The organism is Haloarcula sp. Atlit-120R, from assembly GCF_003665885.1.
Taxonomy (GTDB): Archaea; Halobacteriota; Halobacteria; order Halobacteriales; family Haloarculaceae; genus Haloarcula; species Haloarcula taiwanensis.
On sequence record NZ_QPLN01000001.1, the window covers coordinates 320,934 to 342,096 of the forward strand.

Consider the following 21,163-nt stretch of genomic DNA (forward strand, 5'->3'; position numbering starts at 1 on the left):
GGCCTCGTCAGTCCGCGATGGCCTCGTCCGACCCAGTCGCGGCGTTTGGGTCCCGAATCCAGAGGTCGCCGAACAGGTCGTCTTGCTGGAGTCGGACCTGTCCGCGGTGAGCCAAAAAGAGCAATCCGAGGAACGTCTCGACGCGAGTCCCGCCAGCGGTGTCGACCTCGCGGTACAGCACTTCCTCGCGGCCCTTGTCGTACTGCTCGCGGACGGCGTCGTGGACGTCGGCGATGATGTCGTCGATGTTCTCGGCGTGGGCCGTCCCGGTCACGTCGGCGGCCGACGGCTCCTCGTCCAGCCGCATGTCGTCGGCCCCGCGGTAGTCCAGTTCCTGGGTCCCGCGGTCGAAGCCGCTCGGGGAGTCGCTGGTGTCGTACTCCCGAGATTCTTTCCACCAGGAGTCCCGTTCGGCGTCCCGGAGGTCCCGGACCAGTTCGTCGAGCGTCTGTGGCATCCCGCGAGCGCGGCGGCGTTCGAGCCGGCGGTCCATCTCCGACTCGAGGGCGGCGAAGGGGTCGGGCTGTTCGATTGGAGCGTCCTCGTGCATCGCCTGCTCCCAGGGCTCGGCCGGTTCCTCCTCAGTCTGTCCCTCGCCGAGCATCGCGTCGCTTTTCATCCGAATCAGGACGCTCGCGTAGAACAGTGCCCGCCCCGACGTGCGCAGGTCCGCGTCGTCGATGCGGTCGAGGAATTTGTCGGTGACCCGCACCACGTCGATGTCCCACGGGTCGATTTCGCCGTCGTCGGCGAGCTGGACCAGCACCTCGACGGGTTCGACGTCTTCGTCCTCGTCCTCGTCGGTCGTCCGGTCGCTTTCGGGGCTGTCCTGTGCAGTTGTCTCGTCGTCTGGGTCGGGGGAGTCGCCCAGCAGCGCCGCCGCGTCGTCCGAGCCACCTGGCGGCTCGCGGTCCTCGTGCCCGGTGATGTTCAGGGGGATGTCGTCCGGCTGGTCGTCCGTCGCGTCGGAGGGACCTCCGTCGCGCTGCTCCTCCGTCTCGCGGGTCGCGTCGCTCCCCGCTCGCGAGTCCGAGCCGCGTGACGGCTCGCTCCCCTCGCTAGTCATCAGCGGGCACCTCCTCGTCGCCGTCGCCCTCGCCAGAGAGGTCGATGCCAGTTACGGCGCTCACGTTGTCGCCCTGCATCATCACGCCGATGGCCCGCTCGGACCGCTCCAGCATGGCCGAGCGGTGCGAGACGACGACGAACTGAGCGTCCCCGGCGAGTTCGTCCACCAGTTCGCCCACGAGGTCGGCGTTGGCTGCATCGAGGAAGGCGTCGACCTCGTCAAGCGCGTAGAACGGCGCGGGGTTGTGCCGCTGGATGGCGAAAATAAAGGCCAGCGCGGTCAGGGACTTCTCGCCGCCGGACATCGCGTTCAGCCGCTGGATGGGCTTGTCGCCCGGCTGGGCCTTCATCGTCAGCCCGCCCTCGAAGGGGTCGTCCTCGTCTTCGAGGTGGAGGTGGCCGGTACCGTTCGAGAGCCGCTCGAAGATGTTCTGGAACTGGTCGTTGATCTCCGTGAACGACTCCATGAACGTCTCCTTCTTGCGCGCCTCGTAGGTGTCGATGCGGTCGCGGATGCCGTCGGCCTCCTCGACCAGCGTCGCCTTCTTGTCTTCGAGTTCCTGCAGGTCGTCGTTGACCCGGTCGTACTCCTCGATAGCCCGCATGTTGACCGGCTCCAGTTTCTCCATCTCCGTTTCGAGTCGGTCGATTTCCCGCTCGACGGTCTCGTGGTCTGGCACGTCCTCGGGGTCGTAGTCGCCGACCTGCGCTTCGAGTTCATCGATTTCCCACTCCAGACGCTCCTGCGTTTCCTGCTCTGATTCGAGGTCACGCTCGATCTCCGAGACCGCGGCCTGTTGCTCGTCGCGGGCCTCTTTGGCCTCCTGCAGGTCGGCTTTCAGGTCCTCGCGTTCGGACTTGAGTTCCGACAGTTCCTCCTCCAAATCGGCGACGGCCTGCTCCTTCTCGGCTTTCAGCTCCTCTTTCTCGGCGACTTCCGCTTCGAGGTCGTCGATACGCTCCTCGTGTTCGGCCTTGCGGTTCTGTGCGGCCTCGATGTCGTCGTGGAGGTCCTCGATGGCCTCCTCGGCGTACTGTTTCTCCAGTTGGTACTCGTTGAGTTCGGCGTCGAGGTCGCTCTGGCGGTCTTCGAGCGCGTCGATGTCGGCCTCGATGGACTCGCGGCGGTCGGTCAGGTCCGGCAGTTCCGAGTCCTCGACCTCGGCCTCCAGGTCGTCGATGTCGGCCTGGAGCGCGTCGATTTCCTCGGTCTTTGCCTCGATGTCAGCCTCCAGTTCGTCCATCTGGTCGGCCACGTCCTCGCGCTCGGCGGCTATCTCTTCGAGGTCGGCCTCCAGCTGGTCGATGCGGTCGCGGGTGTCTTCGAGGGCGCTCTCCTTGCGCTCGATGCTCGTCTCGATGTCCCGGACCTGCTCGGTCGCGTCGGACTCGCGGTCGCGGGCGTCGTCGAGGCGCTCCTCCACGTCCCGGAGGTCCTCGCGCACGTCGGCGCGCTCGTCTTCGAGTTCGTTGATGCGCGTGGCGACGCGTTCGAGCTTGCCCGCCCCGCCCGAGAAGGAGTAGCGCGTGCCCGACGAGGAGCCGCCGGTCATCGCGCCGGACTTCTCGACGAGGTCGCCGTCCAGCGTGACCATCCGGTACTCGCCCATCAGGTCGCGGGCGGTGTCCATGCTGTCGACGACGACGGTGTCGCCGAGCACGTACGAGAAGATGCCCGCGTACTGGGGGTCGAAGTCGACGAGGTTGTACGCGAAGTCGACGACGCCGTCGGCGCTGGGCAGCGACCCCAGCGAGCGGTTCTGCATCTGCGTAATCGGGAGGAACGTCGCCCGGCCGGCGCTACGTGACTTGAGGTACTCGATACAGCGCTGGCCCACGCTGTCGTCGTCAACGACGACGTGAGCGAGCCGCCCGCCGGCCGCCGTTTCACAGGCCGTGGCGTACTCGGGGTCGACCCCGCCGAGTTGGCCGACGGTGCCGTGGACGCCGTCCTGGCTGGCGTTGAGAATCGCCGTGACCGCGCGGCCGTAGGAGGAGTCGCCGTCTTCGCCGGCCTTCGCCTCTAGCTGGGCGTACTCCTGCTGTTTCGCGCTGATTTCGTCTTCCAGCTCGTCCAAGTCCGACTGGAGTTCCCGCTTCTCGGCCCGAAGGTCATCGACGACTTCGCCGATGGTCGCCTTGTTCTGCTTTGCCTTCTCCAGTTCCGTCTGCAAGTCCTCGATGTCGGCTTCGAGGTCGGGAATCTCGGCCTCCGCTTCCTCGATGGCCGCGCGCTTCTCGTCCTCGGCGTTCGAGCGCCGCCGGGCCTCATCGAGCAGGCGGTCCTGCTCACGCTGGAGGTCGTTTTTCTCGCTTTTGAGCGTCTCCAGTCGCGAGCGCTTTGTCTCCAGTTCGTCCTTGACCTCCTGGAACTCCTCGCCGACCTCGTCGATGCGCTGTTGAACCTCGGCGAGTTCGGACTCCTTCTCGGCGATGTCGGCCTTGACGTTTGACTTGGCGACTTTCGCCTCGCGGATGTCGCTTTCGAGGTCGTCGATGGTCTCCTGCTTGCGGTCTATCTGGACGAACGCCTGTCGGCGCTCGTTTTCGGCGGCCTCGACGGTTTCCTCGGCGGATTCGATTTTGTCCTCCAGCCGCGAGATGTCGCCCTTTATCTCCTCGATGTCCCGCTTGATGGCGAGCTGTTCGTCCTCGCCCTTGCGCTCGATTTCCTGATTGAGCTCGTGGAGTTCGTCCTCCAGCCGGATGACCGCACCCTGACGCTCGTCGAGTTCCGTCTGTAGTTCGGTGAGTTCGCTTTCGAGCTCGTCGATAGTTTCCTCGACGGCGGCCAGTTCCTCACGCTTGTCTTCGAGTTCCGCGGCCTTGCGGTAGCCCTCGTACTCCTCCTTTTCGTCGCGGAGATCCTGATACTTGAGCGCCGTTTCCCGTTCGTCTTCGAGCTGGTCGAGGCGCTCCTGTTTCTCTTCGATGCGGAGTTCGGCCTCGTCGATGCGGTCTTGCACGACCTCCAGTTCGTCGAAGGCGTCGGCCTTTTTTGCGTCGAACTGAGCGACGCCGGCGATCTCGTCGATAATCTCCCGGCGGGAGCCGGCGGTCATGTTGATAATCTCGGTCACGTCGCCCTGCATGACGACGTTGTACCCCTCCGGCGTCACGCCCGCCTGCGCGAGCAGGTCCTGAATGTCCGAGAGGTTGACCGAGCGGCCGTTGATGTAGTAGTAGGAGTAGTAGTTGTCCTCGGTCTCCTTGACGCGGCGCTTGATGGCAATTTCGTCCACGTCGCCGACGTCCTCCGTGCCGGCGGCGTTGACCACCTGGGCGCGTTCCAGCGTTCGGTCGTCGTTCGCTAAGATGACCTCGACGCTGGCCTGGCGCTCGCCGTCGTACTCGGCGTCCTCGTCGGCGTGGCCGGGGTTGTAGATGAGGTCGGTGAGCTTCTCGGCGCGGATGCCCGAGGTGCGAGCCAGTCCGAGCGCGAACAAGATGGCGTCGATGATGTTGGACTTGCCCGAGCCGTTCGGACCGCTAATAGTGGTAAAATCTTCGTAGAACGGGATTCGGGTCTTCCGCCCGAAGCTCTTGAAATTGTCGAGGACGAGCTCTTTGATATGCATACGGTGGTGTGGCCGACAGCCCTACGCGACGATGATGTCGGACTCCGAGTCCTCTTCGCCCTCGGTCTCCGACGCGGCTTCGGCTTCCTCCCTGTTATCACCCTCGTCGGTATCCGCAGTGTTAGGTGTGTCGGCCTCGGTTGGGGTGGCGGCCGATTCTTCCGAGTCGGACGCGTCGGCGCTGAATCCGTTGTCCTCGTCGACGCTGGCTTCGAGTTCTCGGATGCGGACCTTGCATTCGACGAGTTCGTCGGTCAGTCCCTCGACCGACGCTTCCAGTTCTCTGACGCGCGTTTCGAGTTCCTCGACTCGGTTGCCGCACATACCCGATACCCAGCCATTCTGGACACTTATACCTACGTCAGACATTACCAGTTCGGTTGATACGTCCGCGCCTGTACAGGGTCGTTAGCCTTTAGCCACGCGCCACCGAACCCCGGATAATGACCGCACAAGCGTCCGAGTCCCGCGAACTCGCGGCCGTCATCGGGCTGGAGGTCCACGTCCAGCTTGAGACGGCGACGAAGATCTTCTGTGGCTGCTCGACCGACGTGGCCGACGCCGAGCCCAACACCCACACGTGCCCGGTGTGTCTCGGCCTCCCCGGCGCGCTCCCCGTGGTCAACGAGGGGGCCGTCGAGGCGGCGGTGAAGGTCGGCAAGGCTATCGACGCCGATATCCCGGAAGAGACCGCCTTCCACCGGAAGAACTACTACTACCCAGACCTCCCGAAGAACTTCCAGATAACGCAATACGATTCGCCCATCTGCCAGGACGGGGAACTGGAGTTCACCGTCGAGGGCGACCGTCGTAGCGTCGACATCCGCCGTGCGCATCTGGAAGAGGACCCCGGTTCTATCAAGCACGTCCGCGAGGGGTCCGGCCCGCTCGAATCCCGGACCTGCTCCATCGAGCGCGCGGATTACACGCTCGTCGACTACAACCGCGCCGGGACGCCGCTGATGGAGATTGTCACGGAACCGGACTTCCGCGCGCCGGGCGAGGTCCGGTCGTTCCTCGAAAAGCTCGAAGAGGTGCTGGAGTATCTAGGCGTGTTCGACGCAACGCGGGACGGCAGCCTCCGCATCGACGCGAACCTCTCGATGGTCGAGGCGGGCGAGGTGGACGACGACGGCGACATCGACGAGGCCGTCCTCGAAGACGCCAACCGCACCGAAGTCAAGAACATCTCCAGTCACAAGGGCGCGGAGCAGGCGCTGTCCTTCGAGGCCTCCCGCCAGCGGAAGCTTATCCAGTCCGGCCGCGCCGTCGAACAGGAGACCCGCCACTTCAACGAGACACACGGCAACACAGTGTCGATGCGCTCGAAGGAGGAAGAGAAGGACTACCGCTACTTCCGGGAGGCCGACCTGCCGCCCCTGCGAGTCAGCCACTGGAAGGACGAGGTCCCGATTCCGGAACTCCCCGACGCCCGCCGCGAGCGGTTCGTCGCCGAGTACGGTCTCAGCGAGGAGGCTGCCTCGAAGCTCACGAGCACGAAACAGGTCGCGGACTTCTTCGAGGACGTGGCCGAGCGCTTCGATGCCAACCTCGCCGCAACGTGGGTCGCCGACAATCTGCTTGGCGAACTGAACTACCGGGACATGGCTATCACCGACATCGACGACCGGTTCGACGAGGTGACGCGCCTGGTCGAACTCGTCGCGGAGGACGAAATCACCGCCAAAAACGCCCACGAAACGGTCCTGCGGGAGATGCTCGACACCGGCGACGACCCCGATACCGTCGTTGACCGCGAGGGACTGGGCAAGACCACCGGCGACGAGGTCCAGCAGGCTGTCGTGGAAGCCATCGACGAGAACCCCGACGCCGTCGAGGACTACCACAGCGGCGAGGACGGCGCAATCAACTTCCTCGTCGGGCAGGTCATGCAAAAGACCGGCGGGAGCGCCGACCCCGGCGACGTGAACGGGCTGCTGCGCGAGGAACTGGAGAGCTAGGCGGGCGTTCTACTCGACCGTCCCGGGGAGGGCGAATCTGTATCTCTGTCGCCCTGTCACCGCCGTGGCCAGTCGTCCGGCAGTTCATCAGCGTGATTTTCGAGCAGTTCGAGCATCGGTTCGATTTCGTCGAAGCGCTGGCCCCGTGAGACCTCGTCGGCCGCTCGGTCCCAGTCGATGTACGCTAAACTGGCCAGTCGGGGCAGGTCGTCGTGTCGGAGTTCGGCTTCGGTAGTTCTGGCTCCAGCACTTCTGGGCAGAAAATCGACAATCGGCCGTGGACTCCGCTGTTTCAACATGAACAGAATCATTCGACGGCGGCGGGTAAACAGCGCTTCAAACACCCGGTCCATCCCTGTGTCCCATACCACGTCCGGGATAGAAGTTCCCATCCTGTAACAAGAGACACACTACTGATAATAAATGTCACGATACCGCCGTTCTCTTGCCGAATCGGTCCTGAATGCTACAGGCGTAGTTACTGTCAGAGGCTGTCCAAAGAGCCGCTATGGTGCGTCGTATGCTACGATTCGCTCGATGCGTTCGACTCGACGTTCTCACGCCGCTCGCCCGGGATAATCGCGGGGTCCTTCCACAGCAGTGTCACGAAGACCGTCGCGGCGAGCGCTTCGATGGTCTTGATAGCTGATTCGACCGGTTCCGTGGTGAAATGGTCCAGTATCAGCAGGGCAGTGCTCCCGCCGTGGTGGTGGCCACCGCCGCCGGACGACGGTGCAGAGAACCCGTCGACGAGGAAGGCCCCGTGCCCGGTGGCGTGCCAGAACACCCACCCGGCGATGGACGCAATCATGAGGACAGTCCCGACGATATAGGCGTTCCGCAGACCGATGATGCCCCGGGTAATGAGATACGGGCCAGCGAGCAATACCGCGGCGAAGGCGACAAACAGAAACGGGCGAGGGTCCGGCGGGAGTCCCCGTCCGAACAGTCCCTCTATCGCCTGCGCGTAGATGATGCTTCGCGGGAGTCCCCACCAGAGGTGAAACGCCGCCGTCGCAAAGACGAGCGTGGCGGCGGTTCCGCGGAGGAGTTTGGTCGTCCGGCGATCCATACTGACAGTCGGAGTGGCAGTGGCAAGAGTGCGTCGAAGTGATGAGTCGTGCCGAGGACCGCCACCTTCGTGGGACGGGGCCGACGTTGTAATGGCTACCTCCGCGCGAGCGCGAGCGGCCCCGCAAGCGCCCGCACACCCGCGCTGTCGCCTGATTTTCCCGAAAGCCTTTAGAACAACTGACTCCGTAGCGACGGGTAATGACAGAGACAGGTGGTGTCCGATGCGGCTGATTATCACCGAGAAAGACAACGCCGCTCGCCGCATTGCGGAGATCCTCTCAGAAGGAGGTGCGTCCGCGAATCGGCGCAACGGCGTCAACGTCTATCGGTGGGGTGACACCCGCGTGGTCGGCCTCTCCGGACACGTCGTCGGCGTCGACTTCCCCGAGGAGTACAACGACTGGCGCGACGTGGAGCCGGTCGAACTCATCGACGCCGACGTGACGAAGGAACCGACGCAGGAGAACATCGTCACGACGCTGCAGCAACTGGCGCGGGAGGCCGACGAGGCCACCATCGCGACAGACTACGACCGGGAGGGGGAACTCATCGGCAAGGAGGCCTACGAACTCATCCGCGAGGAGACTGACGTGCCCGTCGACCGCGTCCGCTTTTCCTCGATTACCGAGCGGGAGGTCCGCGAGGCCTTCGCCAACCCCGACGACATCGACTTCGATCTCGCGGCCGCGGGCGAGGCCCGCCAGATTATCGACCTCGTGTGGGGCGCGGCGCTGACGCGCTTCCTCTCGCTGTCGGCCCGGCAACTGGGCGACGACTTCATCTCCGTCGGCCGGGTCCAGTCGCCGACGCTGAAGCTCATCGTCGACCGCGAGCGCGAGATACAGGCGTTCGACCCTGAGGACTACTGGGAGATATTCGCCGACCTCCAGAAGAACGGCTCGGCCTTCGAGGCCCAGTACTTCTACGACGACGACGGCAAAGAAGCCGAGCGGGTGTGGGTCGAAGACGACGCTGACGACGCGTACGCAGACCTGACGAGCGTCGACGCGGCGACGGTGACGAGCGTCCGCCGCCGGACCCGCACCGACAGCCCGCCGACGCCGTTCAACACCACCGCCTTCATCTCCGCTGCGAGTTCACTGGGCTACTCCGCCCAGCAGGCGATGTCAATCGCCGAGGAGCTGTACACCACCGGCTACATCACCTACCCGCGAACGGACAACACGGTCTACCCGGACGACCTCGAAGAGGACGCCCTGCTCGATGAGTTCGTCGGAGCCGGCCACTTCGGCGAGGACGCCGAGGCCCTGCTGGAGCAGGAGGACATCACCGCCACCGAGGGCGACGAGGAGACCACCGACCACCCGCCCATCCACCCGACGGGCGAGATTCCGCCGAAGGTCGACCTCTCCGACGACGAGTGGGAGATTTACGAACTGGTCGTCCGGCGGTTCTTCGCGACGGTCGCCGAGGCCGCGACGTGGGAGCACCTCCGCGTCGTCGCCGAGGCTGGCGGCCGCTCGCTGAAGGCCAACGGCAAGCGCCTGGTCGAACCGGGCTACCACGAGGTGTATCCCTACTCCAGCGCCAGCGAGAACCACGTCCCCGACGTCGAAGAGGGCGAGGAACTGGCCATCTCGGAGGTCCGGATGGAGGAGAAACAGACCCAGCCGCCCCGCCGCTACGGCCAGTCGCGGCTCATCCAGACGATGGAGGACAAGGGGCTGGGGACGAAGAGCACGCGCCACAACTCCATCGAGAAACTGTACGACCGCGGCTACATCGAGGGCGACCCGCCGCGGCCGACGACGCTGGCGATGGCCGTCGTCGAGGCCGCCGAGGAGTTCGCCGACCACGTCGTCAGCGACGAGATGACCGCCCAACTGGAGGCGGACATGACCGCCATCGCCAACGGCGAGGAGACGCTCGATACGGTGGCCGACGAGTCCCGTGAGATGCTCAAACGGGTGTTCGAGGAACTGCGCGAGTCCCGCGAGGAAATCGGCGAGCACCTCCAGGAGTCGCTGAAAGCCGACAAGACGCTCGGTCCCTGTCCCAAGTGCGGCGAGGACATGCTGGTCCGGCGGTCACGCCAAGGATCGTACTTCGTCGGCTGTGACGGCTTCCCCGAGTGTCGCAACACGCTCCCGCTGCCCTCCTCGGGCGAGCCGCAAGTGCTCGAAGACCACTGCGAGGAGCACGACATGCACCACGTCAAGATGCTCGCCGGCCGGGACACCTTCGTCCACGGCTGTCCCCGCTGTGAGGCCGAGAAGGCCGACGAGAGCGAGGACGAAGTGATTGGGCCGTGTCCTGATTGTGGCGACGAGCACGACGGAGAGTTGGCCATCAAACACCTCCGCTCGGGCTCCCGGCTCGTCGGCTGTACGCGCTACCCCGAGTGTGACTACTCGCTGCCGCTGCCCCGCAACGGCGACATCTCGGTGACCGACGCCTTCTGCGAGGAGCACGACCTGCCGGAGCTGGTCATCGACGCCGACAGCGACGACCCCTGGGAGCTTGGCTGCCCCATCTGCAACTACGAGGAGTACCAGGCCCGCACGGCCGTCGAAGACCTAGAGGACCTGAACGGCATCGGCTCGGCGACTGCCGAAAAGCTCGGCGACGCCGGCGTCGACTCACTGGCGGCGCTCCGCGAGGCCGACCCCGACACCATCGCTACCGAAGTTCAGGGCGTCAGCGCCACGCAGGTCCGGGAGTGGCAGGACGAACTGGAAGCCTGAGATATCACGGTCGCGTTTCGATAGTCGGGAACGAGAGGCGAACACGGTTCGCTGGCGGCGACCCGCCCAGTTCGAGTCGCCCGTTCATGCTTTGAATAGTCCACTGCGCAACCCACAGCCGGAGGGTCCGCGCGTGTGCAAGCGAGCGCTCGCTATCGTTGTCGAACGCAGTCATCGTCGCCTCTGAGACGAACCCCTCGTCGGCGACGACTTCGACCGTTCCCGTCTTGTACTGTTCGTCGGCCTCGACCCGGACTTCGACTGTGGGGGCGGAGAGATTGGTCGCAGCGCACGCAATCACTTCTCGGACGCTCGTCTGGACAGTCGCGTCGGCGGCAGTGGCGTCCGGCGGTCCAGTGTCGACAGTGACCGAGAGGTCGGCATACTCGTGCCGGGCATCGGTGACGCCAGCCTCAACGGTAGCGTTTAGGTTTGCCGGCTCCTGCTCTCGGGCATCGAGGGTCCGGTCGACGTGCCGTGCGTTCTCCGAAAGCGAAGACAGGCGCTCCGCCGCCGTAGCGATGGTGTCGAGATGGTCTACAGCCGCTGCATCGAACAGGCCTTGCGCTTCGAGCCATTCCAGCCGACCGCTGATGACGTTCAGTTCGTTCCGAAGATTGTGCCGGAGCACTCGGTTCACGACTGAGAGGCGTTCCTCTCGGCGCTCGACGTCGTCGCGGAATCGGTGGATATCGCGCGTTTGCTCCAGGAGGAGCGCTGCGTTTGAGAGTGGTGCGCCGTACTCAATGGCCTCCTTCGGCGGGGTGTAGTATGGGTTTGTACAGAGTGTCTCGCGGTAAATAATGGCCTCGTGCGTCTGTAACGCTTTGCCGATATCCTCGCCGGTAAACTGTTCCAGGCTGTACTGACAGAGCGCCGTGACTGGCAGGTCCGGGTGGGCTTCGTCAAACCGGTGTTCGAACTCGATGACATCCTCAAAGCTGCAGTCGAGGTCAAGCGACCAACTATTCTCACCAGCCGCACGGAGTCCGCTATATCCGTCTGCGACAGCATCGGCAGCTAAGTCACGGAACTCGTCGACGCTTTCCTTCGGGTCAAATACCCCGTTTGAATAAATCTTGGCGGAGTCAACTAACACCAGTTGGCCGTCGGCTTGCAGCGAATCAACGTCGAGTCCGGCGTCGGAGAGCGCCGTCGCGATTGTTGCCGTCTCGTTTTCATCGGCGATGTAAATCACCTGTTCATCCTGTTGGATGCCGCGGGCGACAAATGTCGTGACGACGCGTATCTGTTCTGCATGTGTCCGGTAAAACAGAGCGAGGTGGCGAGGCAACTCAGTCGTCGCAAATTGGGTCTGGAGCTGTCGACGCCTGTCAGCTGGCGACGAGTCCGGGGTGTCTGGGTCACCCGTCGAGGACTCTGACATAACTACGTCTACGCGGTGAAGCGTCCTTATTCTTCGGTACAGGGTACAACCTGCAAAGCCGGATGGACAGCTGCCGGCAGTCGCTCAGTCTGCCGAAATACTCCCAAGGGTGAATGGAAACTGATGTTTATTTTCCGGCGTAGAACAGGACAGTAACAGTGAGTGTGGCTACGAGACGAAGGTTACGCCGCCACACACCGGGCACTCGACCGCTTCGGCAGTCTCGACAGTTATCTCGTCGACAGCGCCGTAGACGACTGCGTGTCTCATCGGCTCCGGAATCTGGCGCTCACAGAGCGGGCACTCGACGACGCCGGCCCGGAGTCGGTCCCGGTCGATGCTGTGGCCGCCGGTCACAACTGGAGGTGGGACGTGGAACTCGGGCCGTCGTCGTCGATGCCACCCTCGTGGGCGAACGCGTAGTCGTCGTCGGTGAGGAACACGTCGCCGTGGGTCTCCGATATCTCGACCCCGGGGAGCGTCGTCCCAGCGGCGTCGCCGTTGTCACAGCCGCCGTCGCAGGCATCGAACAGCGAACCGTGTCGGGGGCAGATGAGCTGGTCGTCCCGCATCGGGACACCTCGTCCGGTGTCGAACCGCTGTGCTTCGTGCGTACATCGGTTCACCCACGCCTCGACGCCGTCGTCACAGGGGACGAGAACGACCTCTTCGAGGTCGCCGTAAGGGTCTTCCGCGGTGAACAGCCATGACCCGTCTTCGTGGACCGTCTCGACTGTCGTAAGTCGCTGCACGACTGGCGCGTTAGGTTGCCGCCGGTATCAGCGTTCCCGTCGCACGCCTCCCGCTGTCTGCGTCACTCACCGGTCTCCGCGGCGATGAGACGGACCAGTGCAGTAACGAACACCGCGAACAGTCGCCAGACCAGCACGCAACTGACCACGAGCACGCCGAGGACGATGGCGACCAGCCAGAGGAGGAGGCCGAACTGCAGTTGGGTGAGCAGCCCCACGACCAGTCCGACGACGAACCCGCCGACGAAGAGGCCGCCGGCACCCTTGAGACAGCGGCGCTGCCAGCGGTCGAACGCCAGCGTGTCCTCGGCCCCCAGAAGCGATGGCAAGGCGATACCGAGCCCGGCACCGCCAAGCGCGAGGACGAAGAAGACGCTGCCGAACAGATACGAGAGTCCGCGGACGAAGCTGTCACCGGACGACGACGCTGTCGGCATCGTCGAGAGGGAGTACAACACTGCCACCGTCACGGCAGCGCCCGTGAGAACGAGCACACCTCGGATGGCAGTGACGATGTACCGGCGCTTGTCCGCTGTCATCGTCTGACGATTGTAACATAACCGTCATAAATCTTCGGAGACATATATATCCGGAGCCGACGCCAGTCGGACTGTCCGATCGGGCTGTCAGCGTGACCCACTGTGATACGTGTATCCGAAGCGGTTATACGGCCACGCGCAAGTCTGGCAGGTATGAGCGACTGGGCGGACTGGGACCACATCGTGAAGATAGACCCCGACAAGACGCTGGTCGACGGAGAGACCTTCGAAGACGTCGCGGCGACGGGGACCGACGCCATCGAAGTCGGCGGGACCACCGGAATGACAGAGGAGAAGATGAAGCGGGTCGTCGACGCCTGCGGGAAACACGACATCCCCGTGTACATCGAGCCGTCTAATCCCGCGTCGGTCGTCCACAGCGATCGTCACGACGGCTATCTCATCCCGGTCGTGATGAATGCTGGCGACGTGGCCTGGATCACTGGCGCGCACAAGGAGTGGATACGCATCGACGACGAGATCGACTGGTCGCGGACCTTCACGGAGGCCTACATCGTCATGAACCCGGAGGCGTCGGTGGCGTCCTACACGCAGGCCAACTGCGACCTCGACGCGGCCGACGTGGCCGCTTACGCCGAAGCCGCCGAGCATCTCCTCGGGCAGGAAATCGTCTACGTCGAGTACTCGGGGATGCTCGGCGACACCGACATCGTCGCCGCCGCCGCAGACGCGCTCGACGACGCGACGCTGTTCTATGGCGGCGGCATCCACGATTACGAGTCCGCCCGCACCATGGCACAGCACGCCGATACCATCGTCGTCGGCGACCTCGTCCACGACGAAGGCGTCGAGGCAGTGCGAGAGACGGTGCAAGGCGCGAAGGACGCCACGGCGACCGTTCGGTAGTTAGAACGCGAGCCGTTCGAGCAGACGGCCGACGACACCGTCGGGATGACGTTTTGTGTCTACTTCCATCGACGCGTGGTCGCTGTCTTGAATTGCCGACTGCGTAGTGCTGTCGCCGTTTGACCGGCGGGCCGAAAGCCCACCGTTGTGTGCGTGTATCAGGAGCGTCCTGTCGCTGTCAGCCGCGTCTATTGTCGCTGAAAGGTCCTGCCGGTCGACGAAGCTCCGCTCCGTCGGCACGTCACAGAGGTCCAGCAGGTCATCGTGGTATGCTTCGAGTTGCTGGCGTTGTTCGGCCGACTGGCGCTCATCAAGCGGGTAGAGGAACTGGAGGTCGGCCTCGGTCGCTGTCGCGACAGCGTTCCCAACGCGGACTTTCAGCGGGTCATACGGGCCGCGGGTCGTGACCAGTGTGATCGTCTCCAGCGCGTCGAGCGGCTGTGCGTCGACGGCAATGGTATCACAGTCAGTCTGTTTCCGGATGCGGTCGATACTGTCGCCCAGCAGCGAATCCCCGAACGACGCGCCACGTTCCACCAGCAACACATCGACGCCTTGCTCGTCGACGGCGTTGGCGACGGCCCGTTCGGGGTGGTGGCTGACAAGTTCGCCGTATTCGACCGGGACATCAAGGGCAGCCGCCAGCGTATCAGTCCGACACTCGAATTCGCGGTCGTCCGGAGATTGCACGCCGGAGGCGTAATCGAGGGGCTGCTGGTCGGGCACTTCGTCGAACTGGACGACAGAGAGGCTGCTGCCGGTGGGTGAGAGCGCGGCCCCGACCTCCAGCAGTGTCGCTTCGCTCTCCCGCGAGGACCCCTCGGGAAGGGCAACAAGCACGGATGTATCCGCCGTCTCGTCGAGCGTCGCCTCAGTCCGGTCGAGCGCGCGGTCGCCGATACTCCGGCGAACGGACTCCTTGATCGCGCCTTCTCTGGTGACTCGCGGTCTGACGTAGCCCAGATACCAGATGACGCTGCCAACGACGATACCGGCGGCTCCGACTATTGCGATCAGGCCCATCTGCGTCAGCAGGGCAAAGCCGGTCAGGGTGCCGAATATCGGCGTCCACGGGTAGAGCGGGACCTCGAAGGAGGGGTCGTAGTCTGGGGCGTCGCTCTCACGGAAGCCGATGAGCGCGACGTTGATGAGCGCGAACACGAGGATTTTGAACGCGCTCGCGAGCTTCGCGATCTCCAGAATCGGAACGAAGAGGATAAGCAGCAACATCACGCCGCCGGTCAGCGTGATGGCGGTCACCGGCGTGCCAAAGCGGTCGCTGACCGTACTGAGCAGGTCGGGCGCGAGTCCGTCGCGGCTCATGGCGAACGGGTAGCGTGAGGACGAAAGGATGCCGGCGTTAGCTGTACTGACCAGCGCCAGAATCGCCGCCAGAACGACAGCCGCGACACCAGTGGTTCCGAGGGTCATCTCGGCCGCGTCCGCAATGGGCGTCGTGCTCCCGGCAAGCTGGTCGAGCGGGACGACGCCGACGACGACGGCGACGACGAGCACGTACAGCAGCGTGGTGAAGGCGAGCGATCCAAGCATTCCGAGCGGGATGACGCGGTCCGGGTCCTCGACCTCCTCGGCGATAGAAGCGATCTTCGTCACGCCGGCGAAGGAGACGAACACGAGGCCGGTCGCGGCGAAGATCCCTTCGACGCCGTAGTCCCACATCCCGCCGTACGTCGCGGTGTTGACTGCCGGCCCGCCGCCAGCGACGAACCAGCCGATTGCCACGAGCATCACCGCGACGATGCCGATCTGGAGTCGGCCGGTCTGTTCCGCGCCGAGGATGTTGACGAGGATGAGAACGACGGCGAGCGTGATCGCAACCGGACGGATCGGCAGGTCGAAGAGAAGAACGAGGTACGGCACGCCGCCGACGAGCGCGAGCGCGCCCTTGAACGAGAGGGAGAACCACGTTCCGAGTCCCGAAACTGTGCCCAGTAGCGGCCCCATCGACCGCTCGATGTAGACGTAGGTGCCGCCGGCTTCGGGCATGGCGGTCGCCATTTCGGCCTTGCTGAGTGCGGCGGGCAGCACGAGCACGCCCGCGAGAAGGTAGGCAGCGATGATGCCGGCCCCGGCGTCTTTCACCGCCAGCGCCGGCAAGATGAAGATCCCGCTGCCGACCATCGCGCCGATTGATATCGCTACCACTGACAGCAGTCCGAGGTCGCGTTCCAGACCCTTGGCCATTATTTCGCGGTTTCGGACATCTGGAGCGTTGTTTCGACAGTGCGTTCCAGTTCGGTCGCCAGGACCTGCGAACCACAGACCACCTCGGAGCCGACCGACTCGAACGCCGATCGATGCTGCGGGTCGTTAAGCACGACAACCACGGTTTCGACATCGAACTGCGTCCGAAGCAGCTGTGTCACGAGGAACGCCCCGTGGTCGGTCTGCATCGATACCAGAGCGACATCGGTCGTTTGGGCCCCGGCGTCCTGAAGAACAGTACGCTCCCGGCCGTCACCGACTACCACGCGTGTGTCGTCGGGCGTTTGCCCGGCAACGCCATCGTGGTCGGTGACGAGACAGGCATCGGTGCCCCGATCTAACGTCGTTACTACCTCAGACCCGACGTACCGGTCGCTGATGATCAGTACCGACGGGGGGTCGATGTCGTCGTCCACTCGTTCGCGGAGTCCAGTAAGAGATATCATTGGGTTCGTAGAGGCCAGAGCTACCCGGCCAGTACACCAGCATTGATTCCGGAAACCGATAAATATCTAGGGAATAGTTCCGATTCCGGACTATTGTGGATATATAATCTATTTTCGGAAGATTACACTATGTAGACTCACCTTCGGCATCGTCGTGCCCGAACTGGTGAAACGGCCGGGTGTACTCGTTCCGAATGAGGTCCTCGTCGACGACCTCCAGTCCGATATCGTTGAGGTCTCTGCCGATGCGGCTCAGGTCGTTTCCGTCGGTTCCGACCACCTCAACGTGGACGTTGTCGGCCCCCGTCATGACCTCTCGGATGGCGACGACGCCGGAGACGTCGAGTGCCCGCTGCGCGACCTCCTCGCGCTCGTGGATTGGTGCCGTGCAGACGATGAGCGTATGGAGTTGGTACCCCGCGGCCTCGTAATCGACATCGACATCGTAGCCGGCGATGACGCCAGCTTCTTCGAGCTTCGTGATACGGTTCCGGACCGTTCGTGCGGAGACATCGAGCGACTCGGCAATCTCACTCGCCGACGTATGTCTCGCATCCTGCTGCAGCGCATAAATGATGTTCCGGTCCAGGTCGTCGATAGGGTACTCCGCGTCGGCCATGTCAACTGTTTCGACGGCTACCAGTACAAAAGTTCAGGATATTGGCCCGGACGCTGCGGTATTGTCAGGCTGTTTTCCACACTCCTCTGTGACTCACCAGCAGCACGACGCCCCGCTCTGCGGGCTCGGGGCACAGACGCCGCTATGTCTCAGGAAAGCACCGACTGTTCGGTGAGTGTCACGGTTACTGTCGGGTGATACGCGACCCAGTCGGTATCCTCGCCGGTGCGGTAGGATAGCAGAACGTCGTCAAAGTAGCCCTGCAGCGTGTACGTGCCGGCGGTCGACACCCGCCGCCCGATGAGTTGGTACTGCCGCTGAATAGATTCAGCAGTCGCTAGCGTTCCGGTGAGTGGGTCGCCGTCTTTATGCGCCCCGTTTGGCCGTACCTCGACAGCAGTTGACTGCTCATACGCAGCGGTCAACAGGAGAATGTCAGCGGACACTGACCCGCCCACTGGCGTCAACCCTAACATCCCGAGTGGCCAGACACCGGTGTTCTTTATTGTAACGTCCTGTGTCCCGGTGTTTCGGAGCGTTATGTCCAGCCGACCGGGGCTTTCGATTGCGATGTCCCGATCAATCACTGTCACATCCAGTGCCAGCGGGTGCGAATCAGCTTCGGTTTCCACGCTGGAGATCGTGTACTCAGGATCGCCCAAACAGCCGGCGAGTCCGGACAGCACCGCCGTCGACACAGCCAGATACCGGCGGCGGTTCATAGGTCCACCTCGGTAACGTGGGCGGAGCCATCAGTCAGTGTCATGAAGATGTCTTCCACTGTCGCATCGGACGAAAGGTCACAGGTGTCTCGGAGCGTCGGCAGCGTGCCTTCTGCAATGAGGGCCCCTTCGTACAGAATCCCGACGCGGTCACAGACCAGATCGACCTGCCCGAGGACGTGACTGGAGAAGAAGACGGTTGCCCCACGTTCGGATTCGGCTTCGACGACATCCCGTACCAGCGCGACGCCGTGGGGGTCAAGCCCAGTGAACGGCTCATCAAGGATCAGGAGGTCCGGTTCCCCGACGAGACTCATCGCGAGTGCTAACCGCTGTTCCATTCCCTGTGAGAACTCGCCGGCGGGTCTTTCGATAGCATCGACCAGTCCGACGCGCTCAAGCAGTGCCCGCGGGTCGTCGTCGGCACGCTTCGTGTCAATCACCAGTTCGAGATGCCGCCGCGCGGACAGCGACTCGTATGTCTCGAAGCGGTCGGGGCAGATCCCAACGCGCTGATGGCAGGCGACGACATCGGTCCACGGGTCGTGGCCGAGAACGCGCGCTGTCCCCGACGTTGGTTTGATGTAGTCCATCAGCAGATTGATCGTGGTCGACTTACCGGCGCCGTTCGGGCCGAGGAAACCGTACACCTCGCCCTGCGCTACGGTCATGGTCAGTGCATCGAGCGCATCAACCTCGCCGTACTGTTTCGAAAGCCCCTCGGTCTCGATTGCCGGCGGCGTCACGCGAGGTCACCTCGATTGAATCGATAGCTGGCCAGTGCGAGCGGGATGACGCCCCAGAGAAGCAATACGACGAGAGCAACCGACTCGTGCAGGTAGGCAGGGACTGGCTGTCCACTGAAGGCTGCGTCAACGACGTACTCGTTGATCGAATGCCCGGGATACAGTACCGTGGCGACTGACGTGTACTGGCCGCCGGAGTTTGCCAGTCCGAGTATCCAGTTCGTTACCGTTCGGTACGCTCGCCCCGGTGAAATCCGAAGGATAGCGAACAGCAGGCCGTCAGCGGGCGGTTCGAGCGGATTCACTGCGTTCCCGGTCACAGCTGAGTAGAGCCGGACACCAACGATTTTCCATCCCAGTGTCAGCAGCAGAAAGAAACCGCCGAAGACCACGGCGGTTACACGGACTGTGCTGGTCGTCACTGCCGATGCCGCTGTTGCAATCGACACGAGCACAGCGATGTACAGCACCGTCACCAGAAACACGCCAATAAAACGCAGCGGGGAGAACAGCCCGAACTTGACACCGCCAACCACGCCGAGAATGACCGTTGCGAGGGCAAATGGAAGCACGGTGCCGACGCTCCGACCAAAGACCTTGCCGATGAGAATATCAGTTCGCGTGAGAGGCAGTCCAAGCAAGAATTTCAAACTCCCCGACGTGCGCTCCTTGATAATCGATCGATACGTGAGTAACAGGACGCCAAGTGGGAGCAGCGTGGACCCGGCCGCCTGAACGAACCCGACCGTAACATCCGGACCAAGGAGGTCCCAACTGATGTAGGTGGGACCGTAGCCCCAGACGGCGAGCAGGGGAGCAAGTAGCCAGGTTCCTTTTGATTTGAGTAGCGCGACTGCTTCTTTCCGCGCAACGGGAAACCATCGAGGGAGGGCCATGTGGTCGGATTTGAAAGTGTATCACATAAAACACACTATCAACTGTTTATACGTTCAAGCGGCACCGAGCTACCGCTTCGGTCGGGCCGGAACGGTACTGGAGACATTTTTAATACCACCCCCGCCAGGAACGACTTGCGTCCTCACCTCGAAAGGCTGTTCTTAAGTTCCGGCCACAAGAACCAACGTCCATGGAAAACCGAACCTACACGGCGGACGCGACGCCGGGCGACACGGTCACCGTCGCCGGCTGGGTCCACGAGATCCGAGATCTCGGTGGTATCGCCTTCCTTATCCTTCGAGACACCACCGGCAAGATACAGGTCAAGTTCGAGAAAGACGAGATGGACGACGACCTCGTGGAAACGGGGTTGAACGTCCAGCGTGAATCGGTCATCTCGGTGACCGGCGCTGTCGAGGAAGAGCCACGCGCGCCCACCGGTGTCGAAGTCACGCCGGAGTCCGTCGACGTGATTTCGGAAGCCGACCCCGAACTGCCCCTTGACCCGTCGGGTAAGGTCGACGCCGAACTGCCGACCCGCCTCGACAACCGCACGCTCGACCTCCGCAAGGACGAAGTGAAGGCCATCTTCGAGATCCGCGCGGAGGTCCTCCGGTCGGTCCGCGAGGCGTTCCGCGAACTCAACTGCACGGAGATCAACACGCCGAAAATCGTCGCTACGGGGACCGAGGGCGGCACCGAGCTGTTCCCGATCACCTACTTCGGACAGGAAGCGTTCATGAACCAGAGCCCACAGCTGTTCAAGCAGCTGATGGTCGGCTCCGGCCTCGAACGCGTCTTCGAAATCGGTCCAATCTTCCGCGCAGAGGAGCACAACACGCCGCGGCACCTCAACGAGGCGACCTCCATCGACTTCGAATCGGCCTTCTACGACCACACCGAGGCAATGGACGCCTGCGAACACGTCGTCAAGTCCGCCTACGAGGGCGTCGCCGAGAACTGTCAGGACGAACTGGACGCCCTCGGTCTCGAAGAGGAGTTCGAGGCCCCAGAAGGTGACTTCCCGCGGCTCACCTACGAGGAAGCGCTCGACAAGATCAATGCGACCGGCGAACTCGACGAACCGCTGGTGTGGGGCGACGACCTCTCGACGGAGGCCGAGCACGTCCTCGGGCAGGAAGTCGGCGAGCACTACTTCATCACTGACTGGCCCAGCGAAATCAAGCCGTTCTACATCAAGGACCACGACGACGACGAGGAGGTCTCGACCGGCTTCGACATGATGCACCCGTCGATGGAACTGGTCTCGGGGGGCCAGCGTGAACACCGCTTCGACCACCTCGTCGAAGGGTTCGAACAGCAGGGGCTGGACCCTGAGGCCTTCGAGTACTACACCAAGATGTTCAAGTACGGCATGCCGCCACACGCCGGCTGGGGCCTCGGCGGCGAGCGCCTCATCATGACGATGCTCGGACTGGAGAACATCCGAGAAGCGGTGCTGTTCCCGCGAGACCGGCAGCGCTTGTCTCCCTGAGACAGCGACTCTCTTCGTAGAGTCACACTGTCTCGTAGTGGTTCACGTTCTCGAGTTTGGAATGGCAGCGATGGATAGCCG

General features: G+C 63.4%; 19 protein-coding genes. 4 read left to right on the top strand and 15 right to left on the bottom strand.

Translation table 11 applies throughout. The features are described 5' to 3' along the window. Nucleotides 1-7: 7 nt before the first annotated feature. From DVK01_RS01735 to DVK01_RS01745, 3 genes are read right to left on the bottom strand one after another with little or no spacing between them, the layout of a single operon-like run. Nucleotides 8-1,066, bottom strand: a complete 1,059-nt coding sequence (locus DVK01_RS01735; RefSeq protein WP_121535189.1) for a ScpA family protein — start codon at nt 1,064-1,066, stop codon at nt 8-10. Beyond that, nucleotides 1,059-4,646, bottom strand: a complete 3,588-nt coding sequence (gene smc, locus DVK01_RS01740) for a chromosome segregation protein SMC (protein ID WP_121535190.1) — start codon at nt 4,644-4,646, stop codon at nt 1,059-1,061. The genes DVK01_RS01735 and smc overlap by 8 nt, the downstream gene beginning before the upstream one ends. A gap of 21 nt (nt 4,647-4,667) precedes the next feature. Further along, complete coding sequence (locus DVK01_RS01745) at nt 4,668-4,970, bottom strand: hypothetical protein (protein WP_101350614.1); 303 nt, start codon at nt 4,968-4,970, stop codon at nt 4,668-4,670. A gap of 119 nt (nt 4,971-5,089) precedes the next feature. On the opposite strand from DVK01_RS01745, the gene gatB reads away from it, so the two are divergent. Further along, nucleotides 5,090-6,607: an Asp-tRNA(Asn)/Glu-tRNA(Gln) amidotransferase subunit GatB gene (gene gatB, locus DVK01_RS01750; RefSeq protein WP_121535191.1), complete on the top strand. Its 1,518-nt coding sequence runs from the start codon at nt 5,090-5,092 to the stop codon at nt 6,605-6,607. A gap of 56 nt (nt 6,608-6,663) precedes the next feature. Here gatB and DVK01_RS01755 read toward each other — a convergent pair whose 3' ends face one another. Beyond that, nucleotides 6,664-6,960: a hypothetical protein gene (locus DVK01_RS01755; protein ID WP_101350616.1), complete on the bottom strand. Its 297-nt coding sequence runs from the start codon at nt 6,958-6,960 to the stop codon at nt 6,664-6,666. A 170-nt stretch (nt 6,961-7,130) separates the two neighbouring features. Then, nucleotides 7,131-7,679 carry a hypothetical protein gene (locus DVK01_RS01760; protein ID WP_121511680.1) on the bottom strand — a complete coding sequence of 183 codons (549 nt, stop codon included), beginning with the start codon at nt 7,677-7,679 and terminating at the stop codon, nt 7,131-7,133. Between the two features lie 223 nt (nt 7,680-7,902). Here DVK01_RS01760 and DVK01_RS01765 point away from each other — a divergent pair, with 223 nt between their 5' ends. Next, complete coding sequence (locus tag DVK01_RS01765) at nt 7,903-10,386, top strand: DNA topoisomerase I (protein WP_121535192.1); 2,484 nt, start codon at nt 7,903-7,905, stop codon at nt 10,384-10,386. A gap of 4 nt (nt 10,387-10,390) precedes the next feature. Here the strand turns inward: DVK01_RS01765 and DVK01_RS01770 are convergent, their stop codons facing one another. From DVK01_RS01770 to DVK01_RS01785, 4 genes are all read right to left on the bottom strand, one after another. Then, on the bottom strand, nt 10,391-11,773 hold the full coding sequence (locus DVK01_RS01770) for an MEDS domain-containing protein (protein WP_121535193.1): 1,383 nt from the start codon (nt 11,771-11,773) through the stop codon (nt 10,391-10,393). 168 nt (nt 11,774-11,941) lie between these two features. After that, complete coding sequence (locus DVK01_RS01775; protein WP_064287727.1) at nt 11,942-12,130, bottom strand: hypothetical protein; 189 nt, start codon at nt 12,128-12,130, stop codon at nt 11,942-11,944. After that, the gene (locus tag DVK01_RS01780; protein WP_064287728.1) at nt 12,127-12,525 is read right to left on the bottom strand and encodes a Rieske 2Fe-2S domain-containing protein; all 399 of its coding nucleotides are present in this window, start codon (nt 12,523-12,525) and stop codon (nt 12,127-12,129) included. The genes DVK01_RS01775 and DVK01_RS01780 overlap by 4 nt, the downstream gene beginning before the upstream one ends. A gap of 62 nt (nt 12,526-12,587) precedes the next feature. Then, a complete protein-coding gene (locus DVK01_RS01785) occupies nt 12,588-13,064 on the bottom strand; it encodes a hypothetical protein (protein ID WP_121535194.1) in 477 nt (158 codons plus the stop codon). A 153-nt stretch (nt 13,065-13,217) separates the two neighbouring features. Between DVK01_RS01785 and DVK01_RS01790 the strand changes: the two genes are divergently transcribed. Beyond that, nucleotides 13,218-13,931, top strand: coding sequence for a phosphoglycerol geranylgeranyltransferase (locus DVK01_RS01790; protein WP_101350621.1), 714 nt, complete (start codon nt 13,218-13,220; stop codon nt 13,929-13,931). On the opposite strand, the gene DVK01_RS01795 is transcribed toward DVK01_RS01790, so the two are convergent. The 6 genes from DVK01_RS01795 to DVK01_RS01820 all read right to left on the bottom strand — a co-directional run bounded on the left by DVK01_RS01795 (nt 13,932) and on the right by DVK01_RS01820 (nt 19,586). Continuing rightward, nucleotides 13,932-16,136 carry an APC family permease gene (locus DVK01_RS01795; protein WP_121535195.1) on the bottom strand — a complete coding sequence of 735 codons (2,205 nt, stop codon included), beginning with the start codon at nt 16,134-16,136 and terminating at the stop codon, nt 13,932-13,934. It lies immediately after the preceding gene. Next, nucleotides 16,136-16,573, bottom strand: a complete 438-nt coding sequence (locus DVK01_RS01800) for an NAD-binding protein (protein WP_233560745.1) — start codon at nt 16,571-16,573, stop codon at nt 16,136-16,138. Before DVK01_RS01800 ends, DVK01_RS01795 begins: the two co-directional genes overlap by 1 nt. 157 nt (nt 16,574-16,730) lie before the next feature. Further along, nucleotides 16,731-17,222, bottom strand: coding sequence for an Lrp/AsnC family transcriptional regulator (locus tag DVK01_RS01805; RefSeq protein WP_101350624.1), 492 nt, complete (start codon nt 17,220-17,222; stop codon nt 16,731-16,733). A 149-nt stretch (nt 17,223-17,371) separates the two neighbouring features. Beyond that, nucleotides 17,372-17,944, bottom strand: a complete 573-nt coding sequence (locus DVK01_RS01810; protein WP_101350625.1) for a hypothetical protein — start codon at nt 17,942-17,944, stop codon at nt 17,372-17,374. Continuing rightward, nucleotides 17,941-18,690 (bottom strand): ABC transporter ATP-binding protein, encoded by a 750-nt coding sequence (locus tag DVK01_RS01815; RefSeq protein WP_101350626.1) that lies wholly within the window; start codon nt 18,688-18,690, stop codon nt 17,941-17,943. Before DVK01_RS01815 ends, DVK01_RS01810 begins: the two co-directional genes overlap by 4 nt. After that, nucleotides 18,687-19,586: an ABC transporter permease subunit gene (locus DVK01_RS01820; RefSeq protein ID WP_121535196.1), complete on the bottom strand. Its 900-nt coding sequence runs from the start codon at nt 19,584-19,586 to the stop codon at nt 18,687-18,689. Before DVK01_RS01820 ends, DVK01_RS01815 begins: the two co-directional genes overlap by 4 nt. Before the next feature lie 191 nt (nt 19,587-19,777). Here DVK01_RS01820 and aspS point away from each other — a divergent pair, with 191 nt between their 5' ends. After that, complete coding sequence (gene aspS, locus DVK01_RS01825; protein WP_101350628.1) at nt 19,778-21,082, top strand: aspartate--tRNA(Asn) ligase; 1,305 nt, start codon at nt 19,778-19,780, stop codon at nt 21,080-21,082. Nucleotides 21,083-21,163: the final 81 nt, after the last annotated feature.

Coding starts and splice junctions, on each gene's coding strand:
- DVK01_RS01735 (WP_121535189.1), bottom strand. CDS start 1,066: ATGACTAGCGAGGGGAGCGAGCCGTCACGCGGCTCGGACTCGCGAGCG.
- smc (WP_121535190.1), bottom strand. CDS start 4,646: ATGCATATCAAAGAGCTCGTCCTCGACAATTTCAAGAGCTTCGGGCGG.
- DVK01_RS01745 (WP_101350614.1), bottom strand. CDS start 4,970: ATGTGCGGCAACCGAGTCGAGGAACTCGAAACGCGCGTCAGAGAACTG.
- gatB (WP_121535191.1), top strand. CDS start 5,090: ATGACCGCACAAGCGTCCGAGTCCCGCGAACTCGCGGCCGTCATCGGG.
- DVK01_RS01755 (WP_101350616.1), bottom strand. CDS start 6,960: ATGGACCGGGTGTTTGAAGCGCTGTTTACCCGCCGCCGTCGAATGATT.
- DVK01_RS01760 (WP_121511680.1), bottom strand. CDS start 7,679: ATGGATCGCCGGACGACCAAACTCCTCCGCGGAACCGCCGCCACGCTC.
- DVK01_RS01765 (WP_121535192.1), top strand. CDS start 7,903: ATGCGGCTGATTATCACCGAGAAAGACAACGCCGCTCGCCGCATTGCG.
- DVK01_RS01770 (WP_121535193.1), bottom strand. CDS start 11,773: ATGTCAGAGTCCTCGACGGGTGACCCAGACACCCCGGACTCGTCGCCA.
- DVK01_RS01785 (WP_121535194.1), bottom strand. CDS start 13,064: ATGACAGCGGACAAGCGCCGGTACATCGTCACTGCCATCCGAGGTGTG.
- DVK01_RS01790 (WP_101350621.1), top strand. CDS start 13,218: ATGAGCGACTGGGCGGACTGGGACCACATCGTGAAGATAGACCCCGAC.
- DVK01_RS01795 (WP_121535195.1), bottom strand. CDS start 16,136: ATGGCCAAGGGTCTGGAACGCGACCTCGGACTGCTGTCAGTGGTAGCG.
- DVK01_RS01805 (WP_101350624.1), bottom strand. CDS start 17,222: ATGGCCGACGCGGAGTACCCTATCGACGACCTGGACCGGAACATCATT.
- DVK01_RS01810 (WP_101350625.1), bottom strand. CDS start 17,944: ATGAACCGCCGCCGGTATCTGGCTGTGTCGACGGCGGTGCTGTCCGGA.
- DVK01_RS01820 (WP_121535196.1), bottom strand. CDS start 19,586: ATGGCCCTCCCTCGATGGTTTCCCGTTGCGCGGAAAGAAGCAGTCGCG.
- aspS (WP_101350628.1), top strand. CDS start 19,778: ATGGAAAACCGAACCTACACGGCGGACGCGACGCCGGGCGACACGGTC.